Here is a 20,581-nt window from a genome sequence, read left to right as displayed (position 1 = left end):
TCCATCAATGACACGGGAATGAGGCATGCGGGCGCATCTTGAGGAAGAAAAACTACGGGACGGGGGGGAAGGACGACTCACCCGCGAGGCTTGGAAAATCTTCCAGATCATGGCGGAATTTGTGCGCGGCTATGAAAAACTGGTGGACGTGGATCCATGCGTCAGCATTTTCGGCTCCGCCCGCCTGGGACCCGACAATCCCTGGTATCTGAAAACCCAGGAAATTGCTGAAAAACTTTCCAATGCGGGCTTTTCGGTTCTGAGTGGCGGCGGCCCCGGCATTATGGAAGCGGCCAACAAGGGGGCTTTCCACGGTACCGGCTACAGCATCGGGCTGAATATTGAGCTTCCCCATGAGCAGCACAGTAATCCTTATCAGGACATTGCCATTTCCTTTGAGCACTTTTATTCCCGCAAGGTCATGTTCATGAAATATGCGGTCGCCTATGTCGTCATGCCCGGCGGTTTTGGGACGCTGGATGAGCTGGCCGAATGTCTGACCCTGGTGCAAACCGGCAAAACCCGGCGCATGCCCATTATTCTGGTTGGTTCGGATTTCTGGAGCGGGCTGATTGCCTGGTGGCAGGAGGCCATGCTCGGCCTCGGCACCATCAACCCTGAAGACCTGAATCTGATTACCGTCATTGATAATCCTGACGAAGTCGTATCGGCTATATTTAATCATTATGAAAAGCGCGGTTTTGCCCCATCGGCCGCCGAAACAGAAGCCCTTCTCAACCTTTAGATATTCAGGGAGTTCCCATGTTTACTCGTGTCATGATTACCACCATGGTTGCCGCCCTTGCGCTGGGTGTCGCGGCCACTGCCTTGGCAGATACGGATGCTGCACTACCCAATTCGGCCCAACAAAACATCAAAAAACTGCATCTGCCTAAACTCGCCCCACAAAAAATCGGTCCCAATGCCGAGATCAAGGCACCGACCGGATCCAAAATCGAAGAATACAAGGTCAACGGCAGGGTCTACATGGTCAAGGTCATTCCGCCCAAACCCTTCCCGCCTTACTATCTGGAAGACAAGGGCGGCACCGGGCGTTTCACGGAAGTTCCGCAAACCGATGCGGAGCACCTGAGTGTTCCGCAATGGATTTTATTTCGCTGGTAAAGCACCCGTAGAGTCAAACTGCATTTATGTCTGTTTACACCAATGTCTCCGATCAGGAGCTCGCGCAGTTTCTGGAAGATTATGATCTGGGAAAAGCGATCTCCCTGACCGGCATTTCTGCGGGCGTCGAAAATAGTAATTATTTTCTGGATACGGATCAGGGCCGTTTTGTGCTGACCCTGTTTGAGCGCCTTTCCGCCGCCAAAATTCCCTATTTTCTGGATCTTACCGACTGGTTGAGTACCCATGGCATTCCCTGCCCGCGCCCTATACACGCCCGGAACGGGAAAAGTCTGAATAGCTTGTGCGGCAAACCTGCCGCCATTGTCCAGTGTCTTCAGGGCCGGTCCATTGAGGGGCGAGCACCCACGCAAACAGAAATTCGCGCTTTGGGGCAATTACTGGGACAAATGCACCTGGCGGGAGAAGACTTTCCCCAGCGCCATCCCAACCCTGCGGGACTGCCCTGGATGCAGGAGACCGCCCGTCATCTGGTGCCGCATCTGGACCCTGCTGACAACCAGATAATCGCCGATGAGCTGGCCTATCAAAGCCACATTCAGCGGGAAAAATTACCGGGAGGGGTCATTCATGCCGATCTTTTCCCCGACAACGTGCTCTTCGCAGAACAACAGATTTCCGGCACCATCGACTTTTATTACGCGGGCGATGATGCCTGGCTTTATGATCTGGCGGTCGTCACGAACAGCTGGTGCGCACGCCCTGACGGCCAGCTGGATTCTTCTCTCAGTACGGCACTGTGGGAGGCTTATGTGGCGACACGTCCGCTGCGCGATGACGAAGCCTCTCTGTGGTTTGCCATGCTCCGGATAGCCGCCTTGCGCTTCTGGCTGCTCCGGCTCGATGCGGTGCACTTCCGCCGCCCTGGCGCCATCACTTTCTGCAAAGATCCAGAAGAATACCACCGGATTTTGTTACAACGCCGTCACGGACTATAACCCTTCGCTTGCGGGTTCAGGACGATTCCTGCAGGGAAAAATGCCGGTAATGAAAGGCGTTACTGTCGGGGTTGCTGTTCAGAATATATCCATGGCTGCCATGGCGGACAGCGTGCTCTTCTCCGGCTGGTATCGCCTTTTTTCGCGAAGCCGCTTTTCCGGCCGTACAACCCTTGACGGGCGACAACGCCGTCGTCTGACCATTCAGTGCCATTGAGGGGCGCAATCTTTCCAGCAGCTTGTTGCCAATGCCATGGACCTGGACAAGATCATCGAGCGTTTTGAAAGATCCGTGCGCCTTGCGATATTCCACAATAGCCTGTGCCTTGGCGGGACCAATACCCGGCAAACTATCCAGCGCGCCAACATCTGCGGTATTGATATTGACGGATGCCCACAGCGGCAGGGCAAACAGGGACAAAACCACACCCAGCAGCATGCCCATCCATATTTTCATCACGCTCCTCCCATTATTTTGAACTATCAGGGTAACTGCTGTAATTGCACAACACCCAAAGCCAACCACTTGGCCCCCGAACTGAACTGCACCTGGATTCGGCCCTGACGACCGCCTGCCTCGTAATCCAGCACCGTCCCCTCGCCAAATACCGGATGCTGTAAACGGGAGCCCAGCGGATACGGCATTTCCGGGGCTGCAGGACGTAGCGCCATGGCTGGACGACTGATGCGCGCGCGCGGACGCAAATCCTGCAGAAGCTCCTGGGGGATTTCCCGCAGAAAACGGGAGGGCATGCTCATTTTTTCGCTGCCGTGCAAACGCCGGCTTTCAGCATGACTGAGCACCAGCAAACGCATGGCCCGGGTCATGCCCACGTAACAAAGGCGGCGTTCTTCCGCGAGGCCCTGGCCATCTTCCAAAGAGCGTTGGTGCGGAAACAGACCTTCTTCCAAACCTACCAGAAAAACCAAAGGAAACTCCAAACCTTTGGCGCTGTGCAAACTCATCAGCTGGACGCAATCTTCCCAGGCATCTCCGGCCCCATCGCCCGCTTCCAGCGCGGCATGGGTAAGAAACTCGGAAAGCATGTTGCCGGGTTGCGGTGCCAGCTCACCCAGTTGCGGATCAGCACGCCAATCCTGACCGTAAGCACGCGCGGCATTGATGAGTTCATCGAGGTTTTCCAGACGGCCCTCAGCCCGGTCTCCCTCACGACTGTGCCATTCGCGCAGGGCTGTATGTTGCAAAATAATTTCCACACGCTTGTCGAGGTCGCTCTCTTGGGTCTGCTCGGCAAGCGTGTCGACCAGATTCAAAAATCCATTGATTTTTGCCTGATTCAGCGCTCCGGCTGCCTGCCAGAGCGACAGGCCCTTTTCGCGGGCAAGATTGCGCAGCCGTTCGACGCTGACCGCCCCGATGCCACGCGAAGGCACATTCACAACCCGCTCAAAGGAAGCATCATCATGACGATTGGCGGTCAGGCGCAAATAGGCGAGGGTATCCTTGATTTCCGCCCGCTCAAAAAAGCGCAGGCCACCATAAACCCGATAAGGCAAACCTTCACGCACCAGAACTTCTTCAAAAGCGCGGGACTGAGCATTAGAACGATAAAGAATGGCACAATCAGCGCGGCGCCCGCCCTGATCCTGCCACTGCTGAATCCGCCCGATCACATAACGGGCTTCATCAAATTCGTTGTACGCCGTGTACAGGTGCACGGCTTCGCCACCGGGCTCGGCGGTCCATAGGGTTTTACCCATGCGGTCGGGATTGTTGGCAATAACGGCATTGGCTGCCTGAAGAATCGCGGCGGTAGATCGGTAATTCTGCTCCAGACGCACCACCTGGGCACCCGTAAAGTCTTCCCCAAAACGCAGCAGATTCTCGACTCGCGCGCCGCGCCAGGCATAAATGGACTGGTCATCATCCCCAACCACAAAAATCTGGCCATGCCGCGCCAACCCTTTCAGCCAGGCATATTGCACCGCATTGGTATCCTGAAACTCGTCCACCAGAATATGCTGAAAACGCCGCTGATAATGATCCAGAATCTCCGGAGACTCCCAAAGCTTCAGGGCATACAGAAGCAAATCCCCAAAATCGAGCAGCCCGGAGCGTTGCTTGGCGACTTCATAGGCCTGATAAATCGGCACAAAAGCCGCAGCCGCCGGCCCCTCGTAGCGCAACACCTGTTCCGGCCCCCAGCCTTCGTCCTTCCAGCGGCCAATGCGCCCCGCCATGGCCCGGGGTGGCCACTGCTTTTCATCCATCTGCGCCTCTCGCATGAGGCGGCGCAGCAAGCGCTGACTGTCTTCGGAATCCAGCACCTGAAAATCCGCAGGCAACTTCAGTGCTTCATGATGCAGACGAATCAGGCGATGCGCGAGGCCGTGAAATGTCCCCATCCACAGGCCGCGCAGTTCCATGGCGACCATTTTATCAAGGCGCTCGCGCATGGATCGTGCCGCCTTGTTGGTGAAGGTGACAGCCAGAATTTCTCCAGGGTGCACGCCCTCTTCGAGCAGATGCGCGATGCGGCTGGTAAGCACCCGGGTTTTACCGGAACCGGCACCAGCCAGCACCAATGCCGGACCAGGGGGAAGCGTCACCGCCTCCAGCTGACGAGGGTTCAGGGTTGACCAATCAGACAAAAAACATTCCTCCCACCCGACCTGGCGGGCTTGAAAACACGGTATAATGGCCGCATTGTGAAAGCAGACTTACAGGCCTGACCCGGTCTGCTATAACCCATGATAAGGGGGAACCATTGGAATACAAAGACTACTACAAAATTCTCGGGGTGGAACGCGGGGCAGATGCCGATGCCATCAAGGCCGCGTATCGCAAAATGGCACGGAAATATCACCCTGACGTCAGCAAGGAAGCCAACGCTGAAGATCGCTTCAAAGATTTGCAGGAAGCTTATGAAGTTTTGAAAGATCCTGAAAAACGAGCGGCCTATGACCAGCTGGGCAGCAACTGGCGCGCCGGGCAGGATTTCCGTCCACCGCCAGGCTGGGGTGGGCAGACCGGAGGCTTTGGGGGTGGCGGCTTTGGCGGCGCAGATTTTGGCGGCAACGGCGGCTTCAGCGATTTTTTTGAATCCATGTTTCGCCAGCAACATGGCGGTGCGAGCGGTTTTCATGGCGGCGGCGCGGGGTTTCGGAGCCAGGGTGAAGACAGTGAAGCCAGCATCCAGATCAGTCTGGAAGACGCCGCTCAAGGAGCGCAACGCGACATCAATCTGGAAATGCCTACGCTTGGACCCGATGGCCGGATGCGCCGGGAAGCGCGACGCCTGACCGTCAAAATCCCCAAGGGCATTCGCGAAGGCCAGAGATTGCGCATGGCCGGACAAGGTTCACCGGGCATGGGCGGCGGTCCCAATGGCGATCTTTATCTGCAAGTCCATTTTCAGCCCCATTCCAAATTCCGGGTAGAGGGGGCCGACCTGTATCACGACCTGCATATCACCCCCTGGGAAGCAGTGCTGGGTGCCAGCGTTAAGGTTCCCACTCTGGAAGGCAATGTCCGGATGAAAATCCCGGCGGGTAGCAGCAGTGGCCAAAAACTACGTCTCTCCCAAAAAGGACTGCCAGGAACCAGCAGCAAACCAGCGGGTGATCTTTACGCTATTATTCAAATAGTCGTCCCCAAAAATATCAGCGATGAAGAAAAAGCTTTGTGGACCCAGTTAGGAGAAATATCCAGCTATCACCCCCGCCGTTAGAGAGGAGAGTGCACAATGGTCTCAACACCCATTCAGGTTATTGAAGCGGAATTGTTGGAGGAGGGGGCTTTCTGCTTTGATTTATCGCGCTTCTGCACCTTGCTGCATTGTGCCGAAGGTGAAGCCGTGCAACTGGTTCACTATGGCGTCATCCACCCCGAAGGCAGCAGTCCTCAGCACTGGCGCTTCCGCAGTCTGGATCTTTATCGGGCCAGACTGAGCCGCCGCCTCGCCCGTGATCTGGAAATTGATCTGGCCGGGGCCGCCCTGGCGGTGGATTTACTGGAACGCTTGCGGCATTAATTTCGACCCAGGCGGAATAGTCCAGAAGGCAGAACATGGCCCAACATGGCAAGAACAATCAATACTAATCCCCATTGTGCCAATGCGCCTGGCACAGCCTCACCCAGCCAGAATACCGATCCTAAAACTGCAAACAATACTTCCCCGGCTTGGGTAGCTTCCACGGCAGCAAGACGATCAGGCCAAGGGTACATTGAGCGGGTTGCATAATAAAACAGCCCCGTCGCCACGACACCAGAGCTGACAGCAATCAGCGTAGCAAGGCCAATCTGCTGCAATGGTGGCCAGCCGGTCTCAGTCTGCCCCAAACACCCAGAACACACCAAAATGGCATGCTGCCGATGGTCATCCCCAGCATGCGGTCCATGGAGCCCACAGTCGGATCTATTCTGCTGATAATCATCCGATTACCCAAAGGATAGGCAAAACAGGCCAGCAGCACCGGAAGAGCAACAAACAAGCTATCATGAAAAGTTGTTGCCTTGAGATGACCCCACAAAATCAATAGCACCCCAAAAAGCATTGCCAGAGATATGACAAAGGAACGCCATGGAAAGCGTCTTGGGAGTGTTTCCGAATCGTGATTCCGGCTGATCAATCCATCCAAAAGCATTCCGGCGAGAATCGTAATTTGCCATACCCCCGCAACCAACCAAGCGGGCCCATAAAAAGCAGCGAAGGTCAAAGGCGCATAAAAAAGACCAAAACCCACTGTCCCCCAAAGTATCCACAGTACGGGGCGCTTTTTCAGTGAATCCAGCAACGGTCGTTTATTTTTTACAAATAGGAAGATACCCAAAAGAATGGGCAGTGTGATCAAATAACGTAGGGAGGCCGACCATTGCCAACTGTAACCCGCGTTGTCCAGGGCTTTATTCAGTACAAAAGTCACACTGAAAAACAAGGAAGAAAGTAATCCCGCGCTGATTGCCACAGAAAATGAATGCTTGAACTTTTTATCAAACACTTTCTGCCCCTGAAATTTCTGGATAATGCATCACCACCAAGACCTTGACCAACCCGTCCCCCATAATAAAGCCATTAGATATTTTCCGCACGAAGGAAACCTTTTTCGCTATATTGAATCACCGAGCAGAGTTGGGGAAAAATCATTTCTTGCGCAAACCCATGGAGGCATATACATGAGCGAAGAGTTTCACTGGAATATTGATCAGATCCCGTCGCCATTAGGGGAAATGCTCCTGGTAACTGATCCGCAAGGCACTTTGCGGGCGTTAGATTACTGGGAGGACAGCCAGCACAGTATCCTTGAATATCTCCGAAGATTGTACGGTACGGACCGAATCACGCTGACCAGCGGACCCCTGCCCACGATGATACGTCATAGTCTGGAGGCTTACTGGGCGGGAGATTTGCAGGCACTGACGGTCATTCCTACAAAGTCTGCCGGAACGCCCTTTCAACAGGCAGCCTGGGCATGGTTACGCACTATTCCCGCCGGAGAAACCCGCAGCTACAAAGAACAGGCCCGGGGCATGCATCATCCGTTGGCAATTCGCGCGGTAGGACGCGCCAACAGCAAGAATCCTATTGGTATTGTCGTACCCTGCCACCGGGTCATTGGCAGCAATGGCACCCTGACTGGATACGCGGGCGGCATAGATCGCAAACGCTGGTTGTTGCAACATGAAGGCGCTCTATCCTGATTCGCATCATCCCTTGGAGATTGAATATGAACGAAACCCTCAACGTGTTAAAGCAACATCGATCCATACGGCGCTTTAGCGGGCAACCCGTTGAACAAACCCTGGTTCAGGAAATCGTACGCTGTGGTCAACATGCCGCAAGTTCCAGTCATATCCAGGCCTGTACGGTCATTCAGATAAGCGATCCGCATTTGCGGGATAAAGTCGCACATCTGGCCGGCGACCAGGAATACATCCGCAGTGCTGGAACTTTCCTGGTATTTTGCGCAGATTTACATCGTGCAGCCCGTATTGGCAGCCGTGGAAATCAGGCATTTGTAGCGGGCATGACCGAGCACTTCATTATTGCCACCGTTGATGTCAGCCTGTTCGCCCAAAATTGTGTAACAGCCGCTGAATCTATGGGATTGGGCACTTGCTACATTGGCGCCGTACGCAACCATCCTCAGGAAATCAGTGATCTGCTGCATTTGCCTGAACAGGTTTATCCTGTTTTTGGACTCTGCATCGGTTATCCCGACCAGAATCCTGATCTGAAACCGCGACTGCCCCTGTCCGTTGTGCTCAAGGAAAATAGTTACGATGAAACCAAAGATGCAGCAGAAATCAGCCAGTACGATCAGCAGATGGCCGAGTACTACCGCAATCGCAATGCTTCGCAAAAAAACAGTCGCTGGACCCAGGAAATTGCTGCTCTGGTTGGCCGGGAAGCACGGCCCCACATGCGCAGCTTTTTGGAACGGCGCGGCATGAATACCCGTTAATGGCACCCCCCACTCAGAGAAGGGCAAATAGCCCCATTCGTCGAGGATGACGAGGTCCAGGCCCTGCCCCAGCGGTCAGGCGGTGGCGAGCGTCAGATGCCCGACTGGCTCAGCCGCTGGCCGCACCTTGATTTCGATGTCGAAGCCGAGGCGATTCAGACAGTCCATCAGCTTGCGCTCAGAAAGATTGGTGAAATCGCCGTGCATCATGCCTGACACCTTCGATTGCGGGATACCCATGCGTTTGGCTGCCGCTTGTTGAGTCAATCCGAGGTCACGCATCGCCTTCCTGATCTCGACCACCAGTCCGGTCTTGATTTTTAGTTTCTCGGCGTCGGGCAGTTCCAAATCGGCGAAGATGTTGCCCGAGCTGCGTTGAACCTCGACGCCTTCAATGATTCGTTTGTGCATTTCGTAACTCCTGTGCCATTGCCTCGGCTACCTTCAGCCGATTGCGGATGATGTCCATGTCCATCTTTGGGGTGGCTATCCCGCTCTTGCTCTTCTTCTGGAAGCAGTGCAGAACAAACACCGCTTCCGCGAACTTCACCGTATAGACCGCCCGGTACGTGCCACCGACATTGTCTTCGACGACCTCCAGCACGCCAGCGCCGCCGAAGCCCTTGAGCACCTTCGCCGCGTCGTCCTGATCGCCAATCTGCGCCAGTGAAAGCGCAAAACCGAAACGCCTGCGCACGTCCGGCGGCAATGCCATCAGATCTTTGTAGCTGCTCGCGATCCATTCGAGCGGTTTTTCTTTATAAACCATGACAGCAAATTATACCTGTTCAGGTAAGAGTGCAAGCGCATATGTTTCAATCTAATGCAGGGCTTGTTTCCCATGCTTTATAGCAAATTCATGCCGCCATCGACCATCATCACTTCACCCGTTAGATAAGTCGATTCGGTCAGCATCAGCGCCACATCGGCAATATCTTTCGGGCCCGCGCTGCGGCGCATAGGCGCTTCACGTATCCACTGCGCACGAATAGCGCTCCAATTCTCAGTCAGCGGCGTATCCACCAATCCTGGCGCAATGGCGTTTACCCGAATACCGGGCCCCAGGGTTTTGGCCAGTAAACGGGTAACATGATTCAGTGCGGCTTTACTAGCAGCGTAAGGAATAGAGGCGCCCTTGGGCCGCACTCCGGCATGAGAGCTGATGTTTAACACTGATGCCGGTTGTTCATCTGTCGATGCGGCGCGCAGGTAAGGCTCCCCAAGCGCAATAAGTCGCCAGGGTGCGACTACATGGAGCTCGTAGAGGCGGTGCCAGATGTCCGGGGTTGCGGCCAATAAATCATCATGCGGAATCACGCTGGACTCACCCGCATTATTGACCAACACATCCAGCCGACCATAGTGTGCAATCACTTGATAGATCAGTTCACGGCGTGCGGCATCGTCCAAAAGATCAGCCTGAAAGTAATGGGCACCCGCCAATGTCGCTGCTGCTTGAAGGCCTGCAACCGAGGAAACGCGAGAATGCAGGGCCACCCGATATCCTGCTTGAGTCATACGACGCGCAATAGCGAGGCCAATGCCGGAGCTCGCACCGGTGACCAATGCAACACGCGCGCTATCAGTCATGACCATTTAATTGCTGAGTTATATCAGTCGATTTCCAGCGGTAACAAAGGGTTCGATCTGTTTGTGCGTCCATATTCCCCTACGATGAATGAAAAGATATTTGATTCTTATCATTGACAATATTTCTTTTATTGTCAATAAATTATTAAATTTTTTATGATTGGTAATAAAACGATAATTTTTACTGTATTTCTTCATAAAATAGCCAATCCACAATTTCAGAAAAATTTCGACGAAAGTTAGGTGTTGCGCGTTAAGTTACCCACTTTATTTGAATCTCACGGTTGTTTTTTTAGTGGGTGAGTTGGAATGCGTGCACCTTGCGCAATCAGGGGCGACATAATATACAATAAAGCTTGTTGTTTATCATGTCGCAACCTATCGGAGAATATCATGCGGGTATCCAAGTGGGGCAACAGTTTGGCCGTCCGCATACCAACCTCCGTGTTAGAGGCGCTGGACCTCAAAGAGGGTGACGACATTGAGGTTGATGTGGTGGGCGAACGCCGTTTCCAGATTCAACAAACGCCTCGAATGGAAGAGTTGCTGGCCAGGTTAAGATGTTATCGCGGGAGGCTTCCACCCGATTTCAGGTTCGACCGATTGGAAGCGCATAGCGAGCGGTAAGGCGTTCTTCGATACGAACGTGCTGCTTTATTTGCTTTCAGCGGATACCGCAAACGCAGATGTTGCGGAGGGCATCATGAACGATTAACCATACCCAAAACATCATCCATGGTAATGACTGGTAAATCGTGCTGGGCGGCAAAGCGATCAATATCTGCACCTCGCGCCATGCTGCCATCGGGATTCATCAATTCGCAGAGTACAGCAGCCGGGGCCAGCCCCGCCAAGTGCGCAAGTTCGACAGCGCCTTCCGTATGCCCGCGTCGGCCCCGAATACCATCAGGATGAGCACTATTGTCCGTTAACAGCTGTTGTTAACGGACGAAAAGTACCATCCTGGATCAGCCGTATCCCATTAATTCTACCTTTTGAACAATTTCCACGTTTCACGAAGTATCATCCTGAGTAGCCCCACCGCCTTTGCCGACCCTCTGTGCTGGTGGACAATAAAGTTTCATCCTGGCGCCTACGGCATTAGAGCGCGAGAACAAGGAATTACGCCGTGCCAACGAGATTCTGAAGTTGGCCAGTGCGTTTTTTGCCCAGGCGGAGCTCGACCGCCATCTCAAGCATTGAAGCGCTTTGTGGATGAATACCGGAGCGATTTCGGGGTCGAGCCCATTTGCAAAGTGCTGCAGATGGCCCCATCCGGCTATCGGCGCTACGCGGCAAACCAGCGGCGTCCGGAGTTACGTAGTCCTCGCATGATCCGGGATGAAGCATTGCTGACCGAGATTCAACGGATTTGGGAAAGCAGCCGGACGGTCTATGGTGCCGACAAAGTCTGGCGGCAGCTCCATCGAGAGGGCTTTTTGGTGGCGCGTTGTACGGTTGAACGTTTAATGCGCCGACAAGGGTGGCAAGGCGTAAGGCGTGGCAAGTCATAGCGCACCACGATACCGGATCATCAAGCGCCTCGTCCTCAGGATCTGGTGCAGCGCAATTTTCAGGCAGAGCGGCCGGATCAGCTCTGGGTGGCTGATTTTACCTATGTATCAACATGGGAAGGGTGGATTTATGTGGCCTTTATCATAGATGTTTACGCCCGGCGCATCGTGGGCTGGCAGACCAGCACCGCCATGCGCACGGAGTTTGTACTGGATGCTTTAGAGCAAGCGTTACAGGCCCGCCAGCCTGCACAGGCACTCATCCATCACTCTGACCGTGGCGCACAATATCTGAGCATTCGATATACGGAACGCTTGGCAGAGGCGGGGGTTGCGGCCTCTGTCGGCAGCACGGGAGACAGCTACGATAACGCGCTGGCAGAAACGATTAACGGGATCTACAAGGCAGAAGTGATTCACCATCTGGGGCCTTGGAAAAACCGGTCAGCGGTAGAAATGGCCACGCTGGAATGGGTTCATTGGTATAACCACCAACGCCTTTTCGGTCCATTGGGGTATATCCCTCCCGCAGAAGCTGAGGCAAACTATTATGCTCAGTTATTGGAACAGCCCAACAGGGCCGCTTGATGGGCTAATAAATACCCTCCACCGAACCCGGGGCGGTTCAGTCGGCCGGCTGCACGTCGGCTGCCAGGACTTGGGTCTGGTAGGTCTCGATCCCTTGGATAGGATTGTTGGCGGCATCGAGGCTATACGGTCTGACCTGTCCCAGCTTCCTGGGCTCGCGCAGCCAGTAGTCGAGCAGGTCGATCGGCCAGGCCAGCGACTCGCTGCTCATGCCCTTCACGAGTTGGCGCGCCAGGTTGTAGGCCCAGGCCAGCTCTTTGAGCGACGCGACATCGCTGGCCGGCTCCAGGCGCAGCCGGACGCCAACAGCGCCACCTTTCCAGACCAGCTTGGACAAGAAGGGCTGGACGTAGTGGAACATCCCGGCCTCGGCGTCGAACCACAGATCAAGCGTGGGCATCGCCGCCAACAGCGTCGCGAGCTAGTCTTCCCATTTGTCGCCCTCATTCTGCGAGGCGGTCGCCGGATCCTCCGTCAACGCTTCCCATTTGACGCCCAACGCACGCAGCGCAGGCCACTCCGACAGGCTGATGTCGAACGCGCCGAACGCGGGAGTCTCAGATAAGAAGTGTCGCAGTGCGGTGAGGATCGAGGTCTTGCCGCTGTTGTTGGCGCCGACAAGAATTGTTGTCTGGGGGTCAAGGTCCAGCTGGACCTTGCCAAGACGGCGGAACTTACATAGTTCGACGTATTGCAGCCTGATGCTTCCAGACGCGGTGGCCGCTGGTGTTTGTGTCGATGTTGTCACTTCGTGCTGCCTCCTGAATTGAGTAGTCGCGCCTTCCTACGCTGTCTATTTCTGCATTGATAATCTGAGGCCGCCCAACATGGAGGTCACCGGCGCTGCGCGGCTCTATCGTGCAGCGTCCGGTGGACCGCAGGGTTAGACCTTGCACGTGGCATAGGCTATCGCCGCTTTGCCCGTAAATTGCGAAATGTGCTTCGAAACAGCGCAACAACTTGACCCTCGGCATCACCGTCAAGCGGCGTAAGCCCGAAGAACCGCTGGCGCTTATGGTGAGCGAGGACCCGGTCAACAGATTTGCCGTCGGCATTGCTCAAAAAGAATCGTCCTTCAGTTCCAAGGTCTGTTGTGACTCCCAAGAATTGTCGCCCAAGGTCAATGCCGAGCTTTCCCGCGTAAAACTTGCATTCTGCCGTCAGCACCGTGTTCGATTTTTTGGGATGCACCCTATTTCTACGACAGAACTGCGCCTCTGGTGCATCAACCACTAGAACGTCGCACTCGTGTAGAACACCAGCCAAGCCTTCAACGTAGACTCCGATGTGTGCCTCAAAGGCCAAGCCGTCGGGAAACTCAATGACGGCGTGGCTGTAGTCGTGCGCGGTTGAAAAGATGCGCCCTGGCGATGTACGGAACAGAATCGGAGAAGGGTTTGGAATTCCGCGTGAGGATTCAAAACAAATTGAGGCGGATTCTTCACGTGCGGCTCTGAGTACCAATGACAGCGTATACACCTCAAATGCATCGTTGGCCTGACCAGACGTTGCCACGGGCGCATGCCCCGCCAGAAGGGTATTGTAGGCATTTTGGAGGTCAGCGAGTGACGTCACTTCGCCAACTCCTGTTGAAACCGTTCAAAGTTTGATTTCAGAAATTCTTGTGTCTTGCTCAATTCTTGGAGTTCCACGGCATATCCGTGCCGCCCCTGCTCAGGCTCATCCGGCGGAGCAAACTTGATCGTAGAGGCGGCCATCCCTAGGTCGAGGAGCGATTTGAGTGCTGCTACTCGAATCGCAGGAAGATCAACGTAGAGAGTGTCTAATGCTTCAGTGAGCAGTTCAAGTTTTTCCTCATCCGAGTACGGTCTTGTCGTTTCGTATTTCTCGCGCTTCTGTCGTTCGCGGCTTGTTAGATCAGAAGGCTCAAGACTGTAGAACTGAGCATCTGAGAGCGCCTCCTTGACGTTCATTGATACCCCTTGAGCAAACGATGAAGCGACTTGGTCAGCAACCCATGGCGTACGCTCATCTTCTCGCAGTAGGCGCATTACAAGGTCAATCTTCTCCATGTATTTCCTTTTCGTGATTGCGTTATTGAGATGGAGGATGAATTTGAGGTGGCGAAAGGCCTAACTTAAAGTAGGTGCCTAAAAAGGTGCGACGAAAAATGTTTGGGTGGTGCGTAAAACCGTATGCATGATTATTTTCTCCATATAATCAATGTACATTGAAAATTATAGAGTCTTCCGGATGGAACAAACGCACCAAATTGTCCCAACGAAATTTGTTCTGGACAATATTTCTCGAAGCATTCACCAGTGCTTGCCCTTACGAAGATGTTATGGTGATATCCAGAAAAAATCAACGAATAACCTTGTCCAATATGAAATGAGTCTGAAGGGTGGAACGTGTTTCTAACATGAAATGCGTCTGGAGTGGGCTGCAACATAATCGGGATACGTTCATGATGGAGGAATGAAAACCATCATGAAACTGGAAGAGTTAAAGACGATTGATCAACTCGACACTTTTCTGTCCGGCACCCAGGCGGTGGCCTTTTCGGTCATGGGCGACAAGGACACGTGCTACCGCTGGATTCAGGGGGAACTGGTCAAGTTCCGGTATGTAACGTTGTCCCGCCCCGCCAGAGGGGTGGTGATCCGTTATCTGATGAAGGTCAGTGGTTACTCTCGTCAGCAGATCACCCGACTGATTGCTCAGTATCGCCAACACGGTCGGCTACAGCGCCGCCAGCGCACTGTGGCCGGTTTCCAGTACCAGTATACCGCCGAGGATATCCGCCTGCTGGCTGCGATGGATGAGCGCCACGACACGCCCTGCGGCCAGGCCATCAAGAAGCTGTGTGAACGGGCCTGCACGGTCTTCGGTCAGGCCGAGTACAAGCGGCTGTCCGCGATCTCCGTGAGCCACCTGTATAACCTGAGAAAATCCACCACCTACACCCGCCAGCGGTGCCACTTTGCAAAGACCCAACCCAAAGCATCGACCATCGGCGAGCGGCGCAAACCTCAGCCCAACGGCCAGCCCGGCTATATCCGCATCGATACGGTCCATCAAGGCGACTTGGACAAACAGAAAGGCGTGTATCACATCAACGCCGTGGATGAACACACACAGTTCGAGATCGTCGTGAGCGTCGAGAAAATTAGCGAGCACCACCTCATTCCAGCCCTGGAGCAGCTGTTGGACAGTTTCCCCTTTACCGTGCTCGGCTTCCACTCCGACAACGGCTCGGAATACATCAACAAACGGGTCGCCGGGCTGCTGGAGAAACTGCGCATCGAGTTCACCAAGTCCCGTTCACGTTATTCCAATGACAACGCCCTGGCCGAAAGCAAAAACGGCGCTGTGGTGAGAAAGCTGTTCGGGTACAGCCACATTCCCCAACGCTGGGCGGCACTGATCAACACCTTCAACCAGCAACACCTCAACCCCTATATCAACTTCCACCGTCCCTGCTTCTTCCCGGAAACCTACACAGATGCCAAAGGCAAACAACGCAAGCTCTACCGCTATGAGAACATGATGACGCCCTATGACAAGCTTAAGTCATTGCCCCAGGCAGAAAGCTATTTGAAACCCGGAGCAAGCTTTGAAATACTTGACCAGCTCGCTTACCAAATCAGCGACAACGAGGCGGCGGACCAGCTTCAAAAGGCCCGTCAAAGACTGTTCAAAACGATCCATGGACGGACCCCGAAAACCGGCTGACAGGGTATTCTCTAACAACCACTCTCCAGACTCTTTTATGGATTGGAAAATACTCGTACTATCAATATAGTAGAATCGTTCTAGCCGAACTCCGGGCGCCGACGATGCCCACCTTGAATGACTGCTTTGGGTCATTTGCTTTCCGCTGCTGAACGACCGTAATCAGTCTTTAACTGTCATCAGGTCATAGAGAATACTACGGCAGCCAGTCGTCCATGAGCAAGGCCTCGCCGAGGAGCGCCACCCCATGACCATGCCTGCATTATTCGCGTAGAGTCGGGTGCGTCTGTCAAGCAGGTCCAGCCCCCCGCAATTCAGGGGAAACGCCTGGATGAAACTATTTTGTCCGTCAACAGCATTGTATGCGGGCAATAAAGTTTGCTCCTGAATACACCTCAACCTATTGATTGTTATAAGCGGAGGAAACCAAGTTGAAATAAAGTTTACTCCTGAGTCCAGTTTCGACAGTTTACCTCTTAAATTCCATTGTAATAAAGTTTGCTCCTGGCAAAGAATGCAGTGTAGCTACGGCAACCCCCGCCTGCGCACAATAATTCTTAACTGTAAGGCTGTTCGCCTAAAATTCATCCACTTGTTGCCGCCGATAAGCGACTTTCTCTTCTTTCTTCATCGCCAGCCCTCCGCGCTGAACGTTGATATTGATAAGTACGCGCTCAGTAATTTTGGTTTCGGACTGATTGACGGATGTCGTCGAGTCGGTGACAAATAAGAAATCGTTACACTGCATGCTCATATAGAGCAACAAGGTGACTCAGTTTGTTGCTCGGAAACATGGTGACATTATGCAGGATTACAAACCACTTTTTTCAAGGATAGGCCCACTGAGAGAGACCGCTTGCAATCATAAAATGTTGCGCCCCACCACAATCTCGGAATAGGGATCTCCCATGGCTACACAACGCGTTTGTCTGGCCCAGAATCCGGCTTTGGAACGGTTTACCTGATAGTAAAATTCCAAAGTGAGATCGGGCCTGGTGGTGATGTCTGCCGTATAGAGCAGGTTCATCAGAGAAGAGCCAATGCCCGTCATCAAATAATCAATGGGGTGATCTGCCTGGCCAAAAGCACGCAGATGACCGAGTGATTCGTAAGGATACCAGGCACGCAGTACCAGTCGCTCATTAGGAATGATTTCCTGAATACGCCATACACCCCAACCGAGCGCATTGATGCAGGCAATGATGCCGGATAGCCAGTCCTCACGGCATTGCAGTTGCGGGACAATCAACTGATACCAAGGGTCCGAACGCATGATGCCGCCCATGGTGTTGAACCCGCAAATATGGCCCGCTTCTATCAACAAGGTTCTGGCCAGTTCCTGGCCCTGAAGATGCTGGAATTTCTCCTTGTAGTAAAACAGAGCGGGATACTCGTACCACAGCATCTCCCCTAAATAGCGATGCGTGTTGAGTGCTTCCTGAAGTGCCCGTTCAAAGCGAAAAGACACCAGATTGTAGTAGTCCGCGTAGTGGCGCGTGAGAAAAACGCCAAAGGCGGGAATCAATCCGTCAGCATCCCCGGTCAGTGGCAAGGTGCCCACCGCAGCCATAATAGCGTTTTCATCGATATGCAAGCCGATATGTCGCGGAGGTACCTGATCGGCACCCTGAGGCAGAACGGCCTGGGGGATCTCCGGTATGTCCAAGGGGAATGGATCCCCATCATTGCGCAGATGTAGATGAAAGCGGGTCGACACCTGCCCCATGGAGAGCGCATCTCTATCGATTTTACCCCCATAAGACTGTCCATAAATGGCCGATACGGCCCCTATGGCATAGCCCAGATCAAAATGCTCCCCCGGCCAGCGCCGCTTGCCATAATTCAGGCGCAGTGCGGCCCCGTAATGGGAGTGATTTTCGATGAGCGCCAACTCTGGTTCGGCTGAGTGAGGCAAGGTGCCCAAGGGCAGGTCTCCAAATCCGCAAAAGCGGTACAGGTCTTCTGCATACTGGAGGCGATCTGCCATGGACCATTCCGGGTGTTCCCGAAAAGTTGCCTGAAGTTGTCGGAAGCTGACTTCTGTAGCCGATTTTACCAGAATGGGTTCACGGTCAATGTAATGGCAGTCTTCGATCACCAATTGAAGAAAGCGATTGTAGTGGTTGCAGTGAAAGACAAACGGCTCATGGGATATGGTCATGATGCCGGTATTGGATGAGGCTTCTGGATGGATCATTTTTTTACTCGCTTCAATGAGTCAAGTTGCCAGATAGGATGGTTTATTCTGTTTCATTGTCTTGGTTGGTTCGGTGCTATGGGTGGGGAATTAGCCTTTTTTCTCGGTTTTTCAACCTTCACAGAGGACAGTTTTTTGGCATTTTCTGTCTGCCAAACCGGATTTCCGTCTGCCATTTTCTTGTTCCAATACGCCTCCATGATGGCCTGCCAGAAGGTCCTCATAGCTTGATCGCCTAATTGGCTTCCGCCATACCAACACCCTTTGGTGAGGAGCCATAGAGTGTGATCATGACCCGCAAGTAAGCTTTTTGTGTTTCTGTACTTAAGGTTTCCACTTCTTGCAATCGCGCATTGGCCCAGGCCATGGCTTTCTGTAAATTCCATTTTGACTTGACCAGATCCAACCAGCTCTCTTCGCTGATGCTGAAACCCATCAACATACGACTGAGGTCTTGCTCTGAATCCAAAGTGACCGGAAGGTTTATTCGTTTGTCTCGCGTGTCTTTCTGCCGCATCACCTGAATATCCGTAGTAACTCGTTTATGCGTCGAAATATTGCTTGAAGGCGGCCTGAATGGAGCGAATCAAGCATCTCCAATCTCCAGGCCGTGCCCTAATTGTTTTCTAAATGGCAGGTAGTGGGTGTCCCAGGTAATACAGTCCCGGAGCCCTGAATTACTGACGTGGCTTCTGATCACGATGTCGCATTTTCGCAGTCGCCGCATTCCTCTGCATGGCCAGAGAGTGCGCGATAGCGGAGGCTTCATGTGGATTCAACGAACCGATGAGCGGGAGCAGGCCATACGCTTCAGCATAAAGATGCAAATGGATCATTTCTCGTGCGGCGGCCGCATACGCTTTTCCTGCAGGCGCATACTGTCCGGTCATGTAGTAGACATTGCCCATTTCTCCATAGATCCCGGGATGATTCGGTACCTTCTGCAATAATTTCTTATAGTCGGCTATGGATTTGGGAGCATCCCGTTTCCAGTAAGCTTCGCGAGCACTGATCAATAGTGCCATTTCCGGCTTGGTCAGGGACTGCATGGATGCGGGTTTGGGCAGCGTTAAAGAAGGTGCTGCCTGGGCAGCCGGTTTCTGCGAAGGGTGGAGCTCTTTTTTGGTCGCCGGGGTTTTTGTGACCTTGGGTGGGATTTTTTTGTGGTTGGTGTCCGCTGTTTTGACCGATGGCGTCTTTTTCACTGGCGTCATCGATTGTGCAGGTGCTACCACTTGTTTTGCACTGGCTGTGGGGCTGGTCGATGGGAGTGCGGCCGCTTCAGCGCAGGGAATCACCTGGAGACTGCGCATGAAGGGATTTTGGGCGATTTCGGGGAATTGCAGACTTGTGGCCACCATGATTGCGGGCAAGACAATGCCTACCGTAATTACGGGATGTTGGGTGAAGCGCTGGAAGATGGAATGTTTCATTGGATCAGACTCCCTGATTGATCATCGGGTATATCCATAAGACGGCAGCGGCTAGCCGCTGCCGTCGCCGGAGTGAAGTGATGGATAGATGGCCTTGACGAGCTGCGCAAACTCCAAACTGGCTTTGCTGCTCGCATCCAGTTCAAAAACAGCGCGCGCCTCACTGAGCGAGCGCCGAAAAGCCGTACGTTGCCCAAGCCGCACCCCCAATGCTTTGACATGAGGAAGTTGGCGCAGCGCAGCGGCAGCGTCATCACTTTCGTGAACAGCATGATGGGTGTCGGCCCGATTGATGAACGCCCAAACTGGAGGGGCCGACCATTTCACACAATCCTCCAGAAAACGCTGTGCAGACCAAATGTCGGCCTGACTGGGGCCCACAGGCATCAGGATGGCATCCGCAGAGTCCATAGCCGCCCGCAATGCCCTGAACGCAGAATAGCTACTGTCAATCAGGGTATAAGCCGAAGAATGCACTGCAGCACCCAGCGTAGAAGCAACGCTCAGTGCTGGAGAAATCTGCTGTTCAGTACGGTCTGCACAAACATCCCTCAAGGTCCCTTGGGGATCCAGATCATACAGACAAACGGATACCCGGTAGGCCAGCCACACGGCGAGATTGAAACTCACCGTGCTTTTGCCGGATCCGCCCTTCATGGATGCCACGATCAGACGCATGAATATCTCGCTGGCTAGGCCATGGGCAACTCAGGAGCTCCCCATGGCGAGATTACGATGGTCTAACGACCATAGCCATAAGGCGAATAACCATAAGGCGACTGATAGGGGCCCATCGGTGGCGGGGTCATGGGCCGCATTTGCTGCTGGGGATAGCCTCCAGGATAACCGCCCTGGTTGGGATATCCGTATCCGGGCGGCGGACCATAATTAGGCTGCTGCCCATAGGATTGCGGGGCTCCATAACTCCCACCGCCCTGATATTCGCCCTGATAAGGCTGCCCATAACCGCCGTAGTTGCCACTATTCATGTTCATGGGACCACCATGCGGCCCATTGAAATTCATGCCACCCGCATCCCAAGGGCCTTCTGAT

General features: G+C 53.7%; 24 protein-coding genes, 3 pseudogenes and 1 other annotated feature. Of the genes and pseudogenes, 10 read left to right on the top strand and 17 right to left on the bottom strand.

The window, feature by feature from the left end:
• The first annotated feature begins 25 nt into the window (after positions 1-25).
• From HJG40_RS10960 to HJG40_RS10950, 3 genes are read left to right on the top strand one after another with little or no spacing between them, the layout of a single operon-like run.
• Positions 26-745, top strand: coding sequence for an LOG family protein (locus HJG40_RS10960; protein ID WP_215864222.1), 720 nt, complete (start codon positions 26-28; stop codon positions 743-745).
• Between the two features lie 17 nt (positions 746-762).
• Positions 763-1,125, top strand: coding sequence for a DUF2782 domain-containing protein (locus tag HJG40_RS10955; RefSeq protein WP_226857394.1), 363 nt, complete (start codon positions 763-765; stop codon positions 1,123-1,125).
• Positions 1,126-1,151: 26 nt separating this feature from the next.
• A complete protein-coding gene (locus HJG40_RS10950) occupies positions 1,152-2,084 on the top strand; it encodes a homoserine kinase (protein ID WP_215864221.1) in 933 nt (310 codons plus the stop codon).
• Between the two features lie 16 nt (positions 2,085-2,100).
• On the opposite strand, the gene HJG40_RS10945 is transcribed toward HJG40_RS10950, so the two are convergent.
• Together HJG40_RS10945 and uvrD are read right to left on the bottom strand one after the other, a co-directional pair.
• Entirely contained in the window at positions 2,101-2,541 is a 441-nt protein-coding gene (locus tag HJG40_RS10945; protein ID WP_215864220.1) for a ComEA family DNA-binding protein, read from the bottom strand.
• 26 nt (positions 2,542-2,567) lie between these two features.
• The gene (uvrD, locus tag HJG40_RS10940) at positions 2,568-4,697 is read right to left on the bottom strand and encodes a DNA helicase II (RefSeq protein WP_215864219.1); all 2,130 of its coding nucleotides are present in this window, start codon (positions 4,695-4,697) and stop codon (positions 2,568-2,570) included.
• A 116-nt stretch (positions 4,698-4,813) separates the two neighbouring features.
• Between uvrD and HJG40_RS10935 the strand changes: the two genes are divergently transcribed.
• Positions 4,814-5,776: a DnaJ C-terminal domain-containing protein gene (locus HJG40_RS10935; protein ID WP_215864218.1), complete on the top strand. Its 963-nt coding sequence runs from the start codon at positions 4,814-4,816 to the stop codon at positions 5,774-5,776.
• Positions 5,777-5,791: 15 nt separating this feature from the next.
• Complete coding sequence (locus HJG40_RS10930; RefSeq protein WP_215864217.1) at positions 5,792-6,079, top strand: chaperone modulator CbpM; 288 nt, start codon at positions 5,792-5,794, stop codon at positions 6,077-6,079.
• Here HJG40_RS10930 and HJG40_RS15145 read toward each other — a convergent pair.
• A pseudogene (locus HJG40_RS15145) lies at positions 6,076-6,971 on the bottom strand (DMT family transporter). The gene HJG40_RS10930 and the pseudogene HJG40_RS15145 overlap by 4 nt on opposite strands.
• Before the next feature lie 250 nt (positions 6,972-7,221).
• Here HJG40_RS15145 and HJG40_RS10915 point away from each other — a divergent pair.
• Positions 7,222-7,746 (top strand): methylated-DNA--[protein]-cysteine S-methyltransferase, encoded by a 525-nt coding sequence (locus HJG40_RS10915; RefSeq protein WP_215864214.1) that lies wholly within the window; start codon positions 7,222-7,224, stop codon positions 7,744-7,746.
• Positions 7,747-7,772: 26 nt separating this feature from the next.
• A complete protein-coding gene (gene nfsA / locus HJG40_RS10910) occupies positions 7,773-8,510 on the top strand; it encodes an oxygen-insensitive NADPH nitroreductase (protein WP_215864213.1) in 738 nt (245 codons plus the stop codon).
• A 75-nt stretch (positions 8,511-8,585) separates the two neighbouring features.
• Here nfsA and HJG40_RS10905 read toward each other — a convergent pair whose 3' ends face one another.
• From HJG40_RS10905 to HJG40_RS10895, 3 genes are all read right to left on the bottom strand, one after another.
• Positions 8,586-8,921, bottom strand: coding sequence for a helix-turn-helix domain-containing protein (locus HJG40_RS10905; protein WP_215864212.1), 336 nt, complete (start codon positions 8,919-8,921; stop codon positions 8,586-8,588).
• Positions 8,902-9,279 carry a type II toxin-antitoxin system RelE/ParE family toxin gene (locus HJG40_RS10900; RefSeq protein ID WP_215864211.1) on the bottom strand — a complete coding sequence of 126 codons (378 nt, stop codon included), beginning with the start codon at positions 9,277-9,279 and terminating at the stop codon, positions 8,902-8,904. Before HJG40_RS10900 ends, HJG40_RS10905 begins: the two co-directional genes overlap by 20 nt.
• Positions 9,280-9,356: 77 nt before the next feature.
• Positions 9,357-10,100, bottom strand: a complete 744-nt coding sequence (locus tag HJG40_RS10895) for an SDR family NAD(P)-dependent oxidoreductase (RefSeq protein WP_215864210.1) — start codon at positions 10,098-10,100, stop codon at positions 9,357-9,359.
• Between the two features lie 309 nt (positions 10,101-10,409).
• On the opposite strand from HJG40_RS10895, the gene HJG40_RS10890 reads away from it, so the two are divergent.
• On the top strand, positions 10,410-10,727 hold the full coding sequence (locus tag HJG40_RS10890) for an AbrB/MazE/SpoVT family DNA-binding domain-containing protein (protein WP_368356093.1): 318 nt from the start codon (positions 10,410-10,412) through the stop codon (positions 10,725-10,727).
• 74 nt (positions 10,728-10,801) lie between these two features.
• On the opposite strand, the gene HJG40_RS10885 is transcribed toward HJG40_RS10890, so the two are convergent.
• Positions 10,802-11,035: a 3,4-dihydroxy-2-butanone-4-phosphate synthase gene (locus tag HJG40_RS10885; protein WP_215864230.1), complete on the bottom strand. Its 234-nt coding sequence runs from the start codon at positions 11,033-11,035 to the stop codon at positions 10,802-10,804.
• A gap of 163 nt (positions 11,036-11,198) precedes the next feature.
• Between HJG40_RS10885 and HJG40_RS10880 the strand changes: the two are divergent.
• Positions 11,199-12,202, top strand: a pseudogene (locus tag HJG40_RS10880) (IS3 family transposase); the annotation flags it as partial.
• Positions 11,258-11,374, top strand: a sequence feature (AL1L pseudoknot). It overlaps the preceding pseudogene by 117 nt.
• A 37-nt stretch (positions 12,203-12,239) precedes the next feature.
• On the opposite strand, the gene HJG40_RS10875 reads toward HJG40_RS10880, so the two are convergent.
• The 4 genes from HJG40_RS10875 to HJG40_RS10860 all read right to left on the bottom strand — a co-directional run bounded on the left by HJG40_RS10875 (position 12,240) and on the right by HJG40_RS10860 (position 14,235).
• Positions 12,240-12,602, bottom strand: coding sequence for a hypothetical protein (locus tag HJG40_RS10875; protein ID WP_215864208.1), 363 nt, complete (start codon positions 12,600-12,602; stop codon positions 12,240-12,242).
• A 21-nt stretch (positions 12,603-12,623) separates the two neighbouring features.
• Positions 12,624-12,950 (bottom strand): AAA family ATPase, encoded by a 327-nt coding sequence (locus HJG40_RS10870; RefSeq protein WP_215864207.1) that lies wholly within the window; start codon positions 12,948-12,950, stop codon positions 12,624-12,626.
• Positions 12,951-13,108: 158 nt separating this feature from the next.
• On the bottom strand, positions 13,109-13,777 hold the full coding sequence (locus tag HJG40_RS10865; RefSeq protein WP_215864206.1) for a hypothetical protein: 669 nt from the start codon (positions 13,775-13,777) through the stop codon (positions 13,109-13,111).
• Positions 13,774-14,235 (bottom strand): hypothetical protein, encoded by a 462-nt coding sequence (locus tag HJG40_RS10860; RefSeq protein WP_215864205.1) that lies wholly within the window; start codon positions 14,233-14,235, stop codon positions 13,774-13,776. Before HJG40_RS10860 ends, HJG40_RS10865 begins: the two co-directional genes overlap by 4 nt.
• Before the next feature lie 406 nt (positions 14,236-14,641).
• On the opposite strand from HJG40_RS10860, the gene HJG40_RS10855 reads away from it, so the two are divergent.
• A complete protein-coding gene (locus HJG40_RS10855) occupies positions 14,642-15,898 on the top strand; it encodes a DDE-type integrase/transposase/recombinase (protein WP_215864204.1) in 1,257 nt (418 codons plus the stop codon).
• Between the two features lie 577 nt (positions 15,899-16,475).
• Here the strand turns inward: HJG40_RS10855 and HJG40_RS15140 are convergent.
• The 6 genes and pseudogenes from HJG40_RS15140 to HJG40_RS10825 all read right to left on the bottom strand — a co-directional run.
• Positions 16,476-16,664: a hypothetical protein gene (locus HJG40_RS15140; RefSeq protein ID WP_226857393.1), complete on the bottom strand. Its 189-nt coding sequence runs from the start codon at positions 16,662-16,664 to the stop codon at positions 16,476-16,478.
• Between the two features lie 96 nt (positions 16,665-16,760).
• The gene (locus HJG40_RS10845) at positions 16,761-18,095 is read right to left on the bottom strand and encodes a hypothetical protein (protein ID WP_215864203.1); all 1,335 of its coding nucleotides are present in this window, start codon (positions 18,093-18,095) and stop codon (positions 16,761-16,763) included.
• Between the two features lie 235 nt (positions 18,096-18,330).
• Entirely contained in the window at positions 18,331-18,615 is a 285-nt protein-coding gene (locus tag HJG40_RS10840; protein ID WP_215864202.1) for a hypothetical protein, read from the bottom strand.
• A 157-nt stretch (positions 18,616-18,772) separates the two neighbouring features.
• Positions 18,773-19,528 (bottom strand): tetratricopeptide repeat protein, encoded by a 756-nt coding sequence (locus HJG40_RS10835; RefSeq protein ID WP_215864201.1) that lies wholly within the window; start codon positions 19,526-19,528, stop codon positions 18,773-18,775.
• A 51-nt stretch (positions 19,529-19,579) separates the two neighbouring features.
• A complete protein-coding gene (locus HJG40_RS10830; protein WP_215864200.1) occupies positions 19,580-20,206 on the bottom strand; it encodes a nucleotide-binding protein in 627 nt (208 codons plus the stop codon).
• A gap of 62 nt (positions 20,207-20,268) precedes the next feature.
• Positions 20,269-20,581: pseudogene (locus HJG40_RS10825) on the bottom strand (hypothetical protein); the annotation flags it as partial.

Origin of the sequence: Acidithiobacillus concretivorus (genome assembly GCF_018853445.1) — a bacterium.
GTDB classification, from domain to species: domain Bacteria; phylum Pseudomonadota; class Gammaproteobacteria; order Acidithiobacillales; family Acidithiobacillaceae; genus Acidithiobacillus; species Acidithiobacillus concretivorus.
Note: the sequence above shows the minus strand (reverse complement) of the source record. Positions and strands in the feature narration are given on the sequence as shown.

Coding starts and splice junctions, on each gene's coding strand:
- HJG40_RS10960 (WP_215864222.1), top strand. CDS start 26: ATGCGGGCGCATCTTGAGGAAGAAAAACTACGGGACGGGGGGGAAGGA.
- HJG40_RS10855 (WP_215864204.1), top strand. CDS start 14,642: ATGAAAACCATCATGAAACTGGAAGAGTTAAAGACGATTGATCAACTC.
- HJG40_RS10890 (WP_368356093.1), top strand. CDS start 10,410: ATGCGTGCACCTTGCGCAATCAGGGGCGACATAATATACAATAAAGCT.
- HJG40_RS10900 (WP_215864211.1), bottom strand. CDS start 9,279: ATGGTTTATAAAGAAAAACCGCTCGAATGGATCGCGAGCAGCTACAAA.
- HJG40_RS10845 (WP_215864203.1), bottom strand. CDS start 18,095: ATGATCCATCCAGAAGCCTCATCCAATACCGGCATCATGACCATATCC.
- HJG40_RS10875 (WP_215864208.1), bottom strand. CDS start 12,602: ATGCCCACGCTTGATCTGTGGTTCGACGCCGAGGCCGGGATGTTCCAC.
- HJG40_RS10945 (WP_215864220.1), bottom strand. CDS start 2,541: ATGAAAATATGGATGGGCATGCTGCTGGGTGTGGTTTTGTCCCTGTTT.
- HJG40_RS10860 (WP_215864205.1), bottom strand. CDS start 14,235: ATGGAGAAGATTGACCTTGTAATGCGCCTACTGCGAGAAGATGAGCGT.
- nfsA (WP_215864213.1), top strand. CDS start 7,773: ATGAACGAAACCCTCAACGTGTTAAAGCAACATCGATCCATACGGCGC.
- HJG40_RS10930 (WP_215864217.1), top strand. CDS start 5,792: ATGGTCTCAACACCCATTCAGGTTATTGAAGCGGAATTGTTGGAGGAG.
- HJG40_RS10955 (WP_226857394.1), top strand. CDS start 763: ATGTTTACTCGTGTCATGATTACCACCATGGTTGCCGCCCTTGCGCTG.
- HJG40_RS10830 (WP_215864200.1), bottom strand. CDS start 20,206: ATGCGTCTGATCGTGGCATCCATGAAGGGCGGATCCGGCAAAAGCACG.
- HJG40_RS10950 (WP_215864221.1), top strand. CDS start 1,152: ATGTCTGTTTACACCAATGTCTCCGATCAGGAGCTCGCGCAGTTTCTG.
- HJG40_RS10905 (WP_215864212.1), bottom strand. CDS start 8,921: ATGCACAAACGAATCATTGAAGGCGTCGAGGTTCAACGCAGCTCGGGC.
- HJG40_RS10895 (WP_215864210.1), bottom strand. CDS start 10,100: ATGACTGATAGCGCGCGTGTTGCATTGGTCACCGGTGCGAGCTCCGGC.
- HJG40_RS10915 (WP_215864214.1), top strand. CDS start 7,222: ATGAGCGAAGAGTTTCACTGGAATATTGATCAGATCCCGTCGCCATTA.
- HJG40_RS10835 (WP_215864201.1), bottom strand. CDS start 19,528: ATGAAACATTCCATCTTCCAGCGCTTCACCCAACATCCCGTAATTACG.